This window comes from Aureimonas ureilytica (assembly GCF_001475935.1).
GTDB lineage: Bacteria > Pseudomonadota > Alphaproteobacteria > Rhizobiales > Rhizobiaceae > Aureimonas > Aureimonas ureilytica_A.
In genome coordinates this window covers 24,093-33,707 of sequence record NZ_LDQA01000017.1, presented here as the reverse complement: position 1 = coordinate 33,707, position 9,615 = coordinate 24,093, and the positions used below count along the sequence as shown (strand labels likewise).

Annotated in this window: 7 protein-coding genes; 5 read left to right on the top strand and 2 right to left on the bottom strand. The window is 64.1% G+C overall.

Going from position 1 to position 9,615, the window contains the following annotated elements:
• Positions 1-37: 37 nt before the first annotated feature.
• The 4 genes from NS365_RS07360 to NS365_RS07345 all read left to right on the top strand — a co-directional run bounded on the left by NS365_RS07360 (position 38) and on the right by NS365_RS07345 (position 5,843).
• Positions 38-1,207, top strand: a complete 1,170-nt coding sequence (locus NS365_RS07360) for an AI-2E family transporter (protein ID WP_058599632.1) — start codon at positions 38-40, stop codon at positions 1,205-1,207.
• 2 nt (positions 1,208-1,209) lie between these two features.
• Positions 1,210-1,896, top strand: coding sequence for a hypothetical protein (locus tag NS365_RS07355; protein WP_244498393.1), 687 nt, complete (start codon positions 1,210-1,212; stop codon positions 1,894-1,896).
• A 244-nt stretch (positions 1,897-2,140) separates the two neighbouring features.
• Entirely contained in the window at positions 2,141-4,333 is a 2,193-nt protein-coding gene (locus NS365_RS07350) for an RNA degradosome polyphosphate kinase (RefSeq protein ID WP_193752771.1), read from the top strand.
• Positions 4,329-5,843, top strand: coding sequence for a Ppx/GppA family phosphatase (locus NS365_RS07345; protein WP_192843479.1), 1,515 nt, complete (start codon positions 4,329-4,331; stop codon positions 5,841-5,843). The genes NS365_RS07350 and NS365_RS07345 overlap by 5 nt, the downstream gene beginning before the upstream one ends.
• 52 nt (positions 5,844-5,895) lie before the next feature.
• Here NS365_RS07345 and rnd read toward each other — a convergent pair whose 3' ends face one another.
• The gene (gene rnd, locus NS365_RS07340; RefSeq protein ID WP_058599629.1) at positions 5,896-7,047 is read right to left on the bottom strand and encodes a ribonuclease D; all 1,152 of its coding nucleotides are present in this window, start codon (positions 7,045-7,047) and stop codon (positions 5,896-5,898) included.
• 164 nt (positions 7,048-7,211) lie between these two features.
• On the opposite strand from rnd, the gene aspS reads away from it, so the two are divergent.
• Positions 7,212-9,002: an aspartate--tRNA ligase gene (aspS, locus tag NS365_RS07335; protein ID WP_058599628.1), complete on the top strand. Its 1,791-nt coding sequence runs from the start codon at positions 7,212-7,214 to the stop codon at positions 9,000-9,002.
• A gap of 47 nt (positions 9,003-9,049) precedes the next feature.
• On the opposite strand, the gene NS365_RS07330 is transcribed toward aspS, so the two are convergent.
• Positions 9,050-9,553, bottom strand: coding sequence for a 2'-5' RNA ligase family protein (locus NS365_RS07330; protein ID WP_343286837.1), 504 nt, complete (start codon positions 9,551-9,553; stop codon positions 9,050-9,052).
• Between the last annotated feature and the right edge of the window lie 62 nt (positions 9,554-9,615).

The window sequence follows — 9,615 nt, the reverse complement described above, 5'->3', positions numbered from 1 at the left end:
GCCCTCTCGTCCCCGCGCGCCCCGGAGCTTCGCATCGATGGTTCATGATCGTACCAAGCTTCTGAAACGGCAGGTGCTTTTCTGGGGGCTCTCGGCTCTCGTGCTGGGTATCTGCCTGTGGCTCTTTCGGGGCATTCTTCTGCCCTTCGTCCTCGGAATGGTCATGGCCTATTTCCTGGACCCGATCGCCGATCGGTTGGAGCGCTGGGGCTTGTCGCGCTTGGCCGCCAGTCTTCTGATCCTCGTGGCCTTCGTGATCCTGATCGCGCTCGTGATCCTGATCGTGGTGCCGGTCATCAGTTCGCAGGTCGCGAGCTTCGCCGATCGCCTGCCGCAATATCTCGGACGGCTTCAGGAACTGGCGCTTGAGCTGCGCACCGGCTCTCTGTCACGCTTCTTCAATGGCGACGATCAGACCCTTCGCCAGGATTTCCAGACGCTGGTCCGCCAGCTTTCGGGCTACACGACGGCGCTCGTCGCCTCGCTCTGGTCGTCCAGTCTCGCGGTCGTCAACTTCGTCTCGCTTTTCGTCGTGACGCCTGTCGTCGCCTTCTATCTGTTGCTCGACTGGGACCGGATGATCTCCAAGATCGACGGTCTGGTGCCGCGCCAGCATGTGGCGACCGTGCGCCGTCTGGCGCGCGAGATCGACCGCGCCGTTGCCGGCTTCGTGCGCGGGCAGGGCAGCGTCTGCCTCATCCTCGGCACGTATTATGCCGTGGGCCTGACGCTGGTCGGGCTGAACTTCGGGCTCCTGATCGGCTTCTTTGCCGGCATCATTTCCTTCGTGCCCTATGTCGGTTCGGCTATCGGTCTGATCGTGGCGATTGGCGTCGCGCTCGTTCAGTTCGCGCCGGACTGGATTTGGGTCGCGGCCACGGCGGGCGTTTTCTTCACCGGTCAGTTCGTGGAGGGCAACATCCTCCAGCCCAAGCTGGTGGGTGCCTCGGTCGGGCTGCATCCGGTCTGGCTGATGTTCGCGCTTTTCGCCTTCGGCGCGATCTTCGGTTTCGTCGGGCTGCTCATGGCTGTGCCGGCCGCCGCCGCCGTGGGCGTGCTCGTGCGCTTCGCGATCCATAAATATCTCGAGAGCGAAATGTATTTTGGGCGTACGATCGAGATGTCCTCGCCACGGGAGATCGAAAGCGGCGGCCTCGATCTCGCCCTGAAGAACCAGTTCGATCCGAAAACGGGAAAGTCCGGTTGATCGTGCGTCAGCCTTCACAGATTCCATTCGACCTCGCGCCCACGCCCTCGCTCGCGCGGGACGACCTGATCGTCGGCGAGGGAAACGCCCTGGCTGTCGAGGCGATCGATCAATGGCCGCATTGGTCTCATCCGGTGCTGCTCGTGGTCGGCCCCATCGGCTCGGGCAAGACGCATCTGGCGACCGCATGGGCCGAAGCGTCCGGCGCAAGCGTGCTTCGGGCGGGCGAGCCGGCGTCGGACCTCATCAGCCAGGCGCCTTTGGCGGTTCTGGCCGAAGATATCGACCGGGCGGGTTTCGAGGCGGAGGAGCTGTTCGCGCTTCTGAACGCCGCGCGCCTTGGCGGCGGTACCGTTCTGTTGACGTCGCGCAAGCCGGTTTCGGCCATGCCCTTCGCGCTACCCGATCTCTTGTCGCGCCTACGCGCGGCCACGGTGACGGACCTGAGCGCGCCTGATGAGGCGCTTCTTTCGGGCGTCTTGATGAAACTTGCGGCCGATCGACAGGTCGAGTTCGATCCTCGCCTGATCGACTACGCTGTCGCGCGCATGGAGCGCTCGATGGAGGCGGCGGCCGAGCTGATCCGGAGGCTGGACATGGAAGCGCTGGCGTCGAAGGAGCGGATCACGAAAACGCTGCTGCAACGCATACTCGCGGAAATGGACGTGGAAAGAAGTCGCGCGTCATGAAACAGTCGTGCGCCGCCCCTAGGGCAATCTCCGACACCTCTTTTTGACGACGGCTGACATGAGCGATTCGACCATCTCCGACAAGACCAAGGGCCGGAGCACGGTTCGCTCGCCGCGCCGCCGGAGCCCGGCGGGTGGCGATGCTATTCAGCGCGCAGACCCCGTAGATTCCGACCTCACGGTTGCCGACGACAATATGGTCGATGGCGGCTTCGACGACGAGCCCATGCCCGATCAGCCCCTGATGGAGGCGATCGGCATTGTTCCGGTCACGCAACCGGAGGCGCCGTCCGTTCAGAGCGAATTGCCGGCCGACCGCTATGTGAACCGGGAAGTTTCCTGGCTCCAGTTCAACCGCCGTGTTCTGGAAGAGGCGCAGAATCCCGCCCATCCGCTTCTGGAGCGTGTGCGCTTCCTGTCGATCTCGGCCGGCAATCTGGACGAATTCTTCATGGTGCGCGTTGCCGGCTTGGCCGGGCAGGTGCGCGAGAAGGTGGAGGTGCGCAGTGTCGACGGGCTTCTGCCGCAGGAGCAGCTCGACCGGATTCTCGCCGAGGTTACGGCCCTTCAGGAAGAACAGCAGGCGTCTCTGGCCTCGCTGGTCAAGGATATGAAGGCCGAGCGCATCGCGATCGTGGGCGCCGGCGATCTCAAGCGCGATGATCGCGCTTGGCTGGAGCGCCATTTCAACGAGTCGATCTTCCCGGTTCTGACGCCGCTGTCGGTGGACCCGGCGCATCCGTTCCCCTTCATTCCCAATCTCGGTTTCACCATGGCCCTGTCCATGGTGCGCGAGCGCGATTCGCAGGGGATGAACGCGCTTCTGCGTCTGCCCGTCGCGCTCCAGCGCTTTGTCGAGATGCCGCCGACCGAGGCGGGCGAAGCGCGCTTCGTGCCGCTGGAAAGCGTCGTTGCGACCTTCATCTCCAAACTTTTCCCCGGCTACCGGGTGAAGGGGCAGGGCACGTTCCGTATCATCCGAGACTCGGACATCGAAGTCGAGGAAGAAGCAGAAGACCTCGTGCGCCTGTTCGAGACGGCGCTCAAGCGCCGTCGGCGCGGCTCGGTTATCCGCATCGAGTTCGACCATGTGATGCCCGAAAGCCTGCGCAATTTCGTGGCCGGCGAACTCGGCGTCGCGGAAAATCGCATCTCGGTGATGGACGGGCTGCTGGCGCTCGACTCGGTGTCGCAGATCGTCAAGCTGCCGCGCGACGATCTGAAATTCGATCCCTATATCCCGCGCTTTCCCGAGCGCATCCGGGAGCATAATGGCGACTGCTTCGCGGCCATCCGCGAGAAGGACATCGTCATCCACCACCCCTATGAGAGCTTCGACGTGGTGGTGCAGTTCCTGCGCCAAGCTGCGCGCGACCCCGACGTGGTGGCGATCAAGCAGACGCTCTACCGCACCTCGAACGACTCGCCGATCGTGCGCGCCCTGATCGACGCGGCAGAGTCGGGCAAGTCGGTGACGGCGCTGGTGGAGCTCAAGGCACGCTTCGACGAGGAAGCCAACATCCGCTGGGCGCGCGATCTGGAGCGCGCGGGCGTTCAGGTCGTTTTCGGCTTCATCGAGAAGAAGACCCACTCCAAACTTTCGCTCGTGGTGCGTCGCGAGGAGGGCAAGCTGACCTCCTTCGTCCATGTGGGGACGGGCAACTACCACCCGATCACGGCGAAGATCTATACCGATCTCAGCTATTTCACGACCGATTCCGACATCGCCTATGATGTCGCGCATATCTTCAATTACATCACCGGCTATGCCGAGCCGACCGAGCTTCGCAAGCTCGCCATGTCGCCGCTGACGCTGCGCAAGCGCATCATCCAGCATATCGAGGAAGAGATCGAGCACGAGAAGGCGGGTCGTCCGGGCCAGATCTGGATGAAGATGAACTCGCTGGTCGATCCGCAGATCATCGACGCACTCTACCGGGCGAGTCAGGCGGGCGTCGAGATCGATCTCGTGGTGCGCGGCATCTGCTGCCTCAAGCCACGCGTGCCGGGCCTGTCCGACAATATCCGCGTGAAGTCGATCGTGGGCCGCTTTCTGGAGCACAGCCGCATCTTCTGCTTCGGCGCGGGGCACGGCTTGCCTTCGGAAAAGGCGATCGTCTACATGGGCTCGGCCGATATGATGCCGCGCAACTTGGACCGTCGAGTGGAAACCTTGATTCCGATCACCACGCCGACCGTTCACAGTCAGGTTCTGTCGCAGATCATGCTCGCCAATATTCTCGACAATCAACAAAGCTGGTCGGTTCTGGCCGATGGCACGTCGCGCCGCATCGAGCCGTCGCAAGGCGAGCAGCCGTTCAACGCCCAGCGTTATTTTATGACCAACCCGAGCCTCTCGGGTCGGGGGAAGGCCCTGAAGTCGAATGCACCCAAGCTCATCGCGAGGCAGCGTGCCGAGCACTCACGCTTCGATTGATCTCCTGCATCCGAACGGCCGGATTCCCGGCCGTTCGCCCGTGGCTGTCGTGGACATCGGATCGAACTCGGTTCGCCTTGTGATCTACGAAGGCAATGTTCGCGCCCCCACCACCTTGTTCAACGAGAAAGTGCTGAGCGGTCTAGGGCGTGGCATCGCCCAGACCAATCGGCTGGACGACAAATCGGTCGCCAGCGCCATCAGTGCGCTCAAGCGCTTCCGCGCGCTCTGCGACCAGAGCGGGGTGGAGGAAATTCATCCGATCGCGACGGCCGCCGCCCGCGAGGCGATCAACGGGCCGGACTTCGTGGCCGCCGCCGAAGCGGCCCTGCGTTGCCCCATCACCATCCTGTCGGGCGCCGATGAGGCGCATTATGCGGCCGAAGGCGTCATCGCCGGCTTCCATGCGCCGAACGGCATTGCCGGGGATCTGGGCGGTGGCAGTCTGGAGATCGTCGAAGTCGCGGACGGGCGCATCGGCAAGGGCATTACCATGCCGCTCGGTGGTCTCCGCTTGCAGGACATGTCGGGCAACGACGTGACCAAGGCGCGTGCGATCGCAGAAAACTATGTGGCCGGATCGGACTTCGCAGCGGTCGCCGCCGGCCGCCCCTTCTACGCCGTGGGCGGAACCTGGCGAAACCTCTTCAAGCTGCACATGGAGCAGTCGGGCTATCCCGTTCATGTGATGCATGGCTACCGAGCCAAGGTGGCCGAGATCGAAGTCTTCCTCGCCAATGTCGCCAAGGGCGACCCCGACAAACTGCCCGGCATTGCGACCATCTCGCGCAACCGCCGGTCGCTTCTGGCCTTCGGCGCGGTCGCAATGCAGGCCGTCATCTCGCAGTTGAAGCCGTCCGAGATCGTGCTCTCGGCCTATGGCGTGCGCGAGGGCTACCTCCATTCGCGCTTGTGGGACGAGGAAAAGGCGCAGGATCCGCTTCTGGAATCGGCGCGCGAGCTTTCGTTTCTGCGCTCGCGTTCCCCAATCCACAACGAGGAACTGGTGGATTGGTCGACGCGCACCTTCGAGGCGCTGTCGATCGGCGAGACGCCATCCGAAGCGCGGCTGCGCAAGGCGGCCTGCCTGCTGACCGATATTTCCTGGCGCGCGCATCCCGATTATCGCGGGCGCCAGAGCCTTTCGATCATCGTCAACGCCAATATCCCGGCGGTGGATCATCCCGGCCGCGTCTATCTCGCGCTCGCCAATTACTATCGCTACGAGGGCGAGTTCGACACGAGCATTCTGGACGGCATGGGCAGCGTGGTGGAGCCGAGGCTTCTCTATCTCGCGCGCGTCCTCGCCTCGCTCTTCCGCGTCAGCTATCTCCTGACCGCCGCCATGCCCGGCGTTCTCGGACGGCTGCAATGGAAGCAGGATCCGCGCGGCGGCTTCTCGCTGGTGATCCCGCGCGATCTGGAGCCGCTTCTGGGCGAGCGGCCGGAGGCGCGCCTTCAGGCCTTTTCCAAGATCGTGGAGCGCACGCTCCGGTTCGACGTCCGCTGACGCCGATTGGTTCACAAAAAAGGCGGCTCCCGGAGCCGCCTTTTTTGGGGGATCAGAGCGAGACGATCTCGACCTTTCGATTGCGGTAGACGAGAGCCGTCTTGCCGGCCAGAAGTTGAAGCGCGCGTTCGCCGAACAATTCGCGCCGCCAGCCTTGCAGGGCCTGCACATCGGCCTTCTCGCCATCGACCGCGAGCTTTTCCAGATCATCGCTGGAGGCGATGAGCCGGCCCGCGACGCCTCGCTCTTCCGTCACGATCTTCAGGAGAACGCGCAGGAACTCCACCGCCGCCGCCGTGCCTTCGGGCAGGGTCGGGGGCTTCGGAATGGGCGGAAGGGCCGACTTCGGAATCGCATGGGCGCGCGCAACGGCGGCAAGCAACTCGCGGCCCGCGCTGGAACGTTCGAAGCCCTTGGAGACCGTGCGCAGGCGCGAAAGAGCCTGCTCGTCGCGCGGTTGTTGCTGAGCGATCTCGTAGAGCGCGTCATCCTTCAGGATGCGCGAGCGCGGCTGGTCCTTGGCACGGGCTTCTCGCTCACGCCAGGCGGCGATCTCCTTGAGAACGGCAAGTTCGATCGGCTTGCGAATGCGCAGCTTCAGACGCTTCCAGGCATCATCCGGGTGGATATCGTAGGTCGCGGGGTCGCCGAGCACGGCCATCTCGTCCGCCAGCCAGTTCTCACGGCCTTCCACCTCGAGCGCCTTGGCGAGGAAACGGTAGGCATCGCGCAGAAAGGTCACGTCGCCGAGCGCATAATCCAGCTGCTCCTGCGACAGGGGGCGGCGGCGCCAGTCGGTGAAGCGGGAGGTCTTGTCGATGCGCCCCTTGGTGGTGCGCGCGACAAGCTGGTCATAGGCGATCGACTCGCCGAAGCCGCAGACCATGGCGGCGACCTGCGTGTCGAACAGCGGCTCGGGAATCAGCCCGCCGAGCTTGTGGATGATTTCCACGTCCTGACGCGCGGCATGGAAGACCTTGAGCACCGAGCGGTCGGCCATCAGCTCGAAGAAGGGCTGAAGGTCCATGCCGTCGGCCAGCGGATCGACCAGAACAGCCAGATCGTCGGAGGCCATCTGGATCAGGCAGAGCTCCGGCCAGAAGGTCGTCTCGCGGATGAACTCCGTATCGACGGTGACGAATTCGGCCTTGGCCAGGGTGCGGCAGGCATCGGAAAGGGCGGCTGTGGTCGTAATCGGCTCCATGCTTCGATCCATAAACGAAGCGGGCGCGCAAAGGAAAGCGCGCGAACCCGCCAAACCTTGACAGGACGGGTGCTTGATGCGCTTTTCCGCGCAAAAATGGGCTGTGCCGTCGGGCGCGGTCCCCCGGCGCCTCGCGGGATCGGAGGCTGATGTAAGGGATCCTCATGCACCGCTATCGTAGCCATACCTGCGCCGCTCTCCGCCCCTCCGAGGTCGGCCAGACCGTTCGCCTGTCGGGCTGGGTCCACCGGGTGCGCGATCATGGCGGCCTGCTCTTCATCGACCTGCGCGATCATTACGGCCTGACGCAGATCGTGGTGGACCCCGAGTCCCCCGCGTTCAAGACGGCCGAGACCGTTCGCTCGGAATGGGTCATCCGCATCGACGGCGAGGTGAAGGCTCGCACGCCCGACACGGTGAACGCCAAGCTGCCGACGGGCGAAGTCGAGATTTTCGCGCGCGAGATCGAAGTGCTGGCGCAGGCACAGGAACTGCCGCTGCCGGTCTTCGGCGATCTGGAATACCCCGAAGATGTGCGCCTCAAGTACCGCTTCCTCGATCTGCGCCGTGACACGCTGCACAAGAACATCGTCAAGCGCACGCAGATCATCGCCGCCATGCGCCGCGAGATGACGGGCGCGGGCTTTGCCGAATACACGACGCCGATCCTGACGGCTTCCTCGCCAGAGGGCGCGCGCGACTTCCTCGTGCCGAGCCGCATCCATCCCGGCAATTTCTACGCGCTGCCGCAGGCCCCGCAGCAGTACAAGCAGCTTCTGATGGTGGCGGGCTTCGACCGCTACTTCCAGATCGCGCCCTGCTTCCGCGACGAGGACCCGCGCGCCGACCGCCTGCCGGGTGAGTTCTACCAGCTCGACGTCGAGATGAGCTTCGTCACGCAGGACGACATCTGGACCACCATGACCCCGGTCATGACGCAGATTTTCGAGGAGTTCGCGGACGGCAAGCCCGTCACCAAGGAATGGCCGCGCATTCCCTATGACGTTTCGATCCGCAAGTATGGCTCCGACAAGCCGGACCTGCGTAACCCCATCGAGATGCAGGCCGTGACCGAGCATTTCGCGGGCTCGGGCTTCAAGGTCTTCGCGGGCATGATCGCGTCCAACCCGAAGGTCGAGGTCTGGGCGATCCCGGCCAAGACCGGCGGGTCCAGAGCCTTCTGCGATCGCATGAATGCCTGGGCGCAGGGCCAGGGCCAGCCGGGTCTCGGCTATATCTTCTGGCGCAAGGAAGGCGAGACGCTGGAGGGCGCTGGCCCGCTCGCCAAGAATATCGGCCCCGAGCGCACCGACGCGATCCGCGCGCAGCTGGGTCTCGGCGATGGCGATGCCTGCTTCTTCGTGGCAGGCGAGCCTTCGAAGTTCTACAAGTTCGCCGGCGAAGCGCGCACGCGCGCCGGCGAGGAGCTGAACCTCGTCGATCGCGACCGGTTCGAGTGCTGCTGGATCGTGGATTTCCCCTTCTTCGAATATAACGAAGAGGAGAAGCGGATCGACTTCGCGCACAACCCGTTCTCGATGCCGCAGGGTGGTATGGAGGCGTTGGAAAATCAGGACCCGCTGACGATCAAGGCCTACCAGTACGATGCCGTTTGCAACGGCTTCGAGATCGCGTCCGGCTCGATCCGCAACCAATCGCCCGATCTGATGGTGAAGGCCTTCGAGATGGTCGGCCTGTCCAAGCAGGATGTGGAGGACCGGTTCGGCGGCATGTATCGCGCCTTCCAGTACGGCGCTCCGCCGCACGGCGGCTGCGCCTTCGGTATCGACCGCGTGGTGATGCTGCTTTGCGGTGCGAAGAACCTGCGTGAGATCACGCTCTTCCCGATGAACCAGCAGGCTTTCGACTTGCTGATGAACGCGCCGTCGCCCGCAACGCTGCAGCAGCTGCGCGATCTCCAGATTCGCCCGATGCCGCAGGCGCCAAAGGCCTGATCGAACCAACTCTCAATGACGGTGAAAGGGCGCTGCGGCGCCCTTTTTCATGTCCGGTCGGACGGGAAGGAAAACTCGGCCGCCAACTCCCAAGGCCCGCCGAGGTAGCGCCAGAGAAGAAGGCCCGTGCCGCTGCCGTCGATGGGCTCGAACCCCGCCTGCAAATGCTGGAGCAGGCTGCGGGCGGCCTCGGGCTCCACCTTGTTCTGAACCGTGACATGCGGACGGAAGCCCTGCGCGTCCTGCGGCGTCAGCCATGGCTTCCAGTGTTGGGCGAGAGAGCCACGCAGCGTCAGAAGCGCCGGGCTTTCGATCTCATAGGCGACACCGCGACCCAGAAAGCGAAAGCCGGATACGCGCAGCGGCAGAGGCGGCGTCTCGTCCGCCAGCGCGCGGAGATGGCGGATAATGCCGGGTTCTTCGCTCCCAGGCAGCGCATGGAACAGCGTCAGATGCGCGGGGATGAGATTGCGTTTCGGCGGGAAATGTTGCCGTCGTTCGCGTTCGAACCGAGCGCCGAGTGCGGCGTCGAGGCGAAGAGTCAGGATCAAGGGGCTTTCGTTGTTCATGCGCCCCCAACGCAAACGCCGCGCCCGAGGCTCCCGGGGCGCGG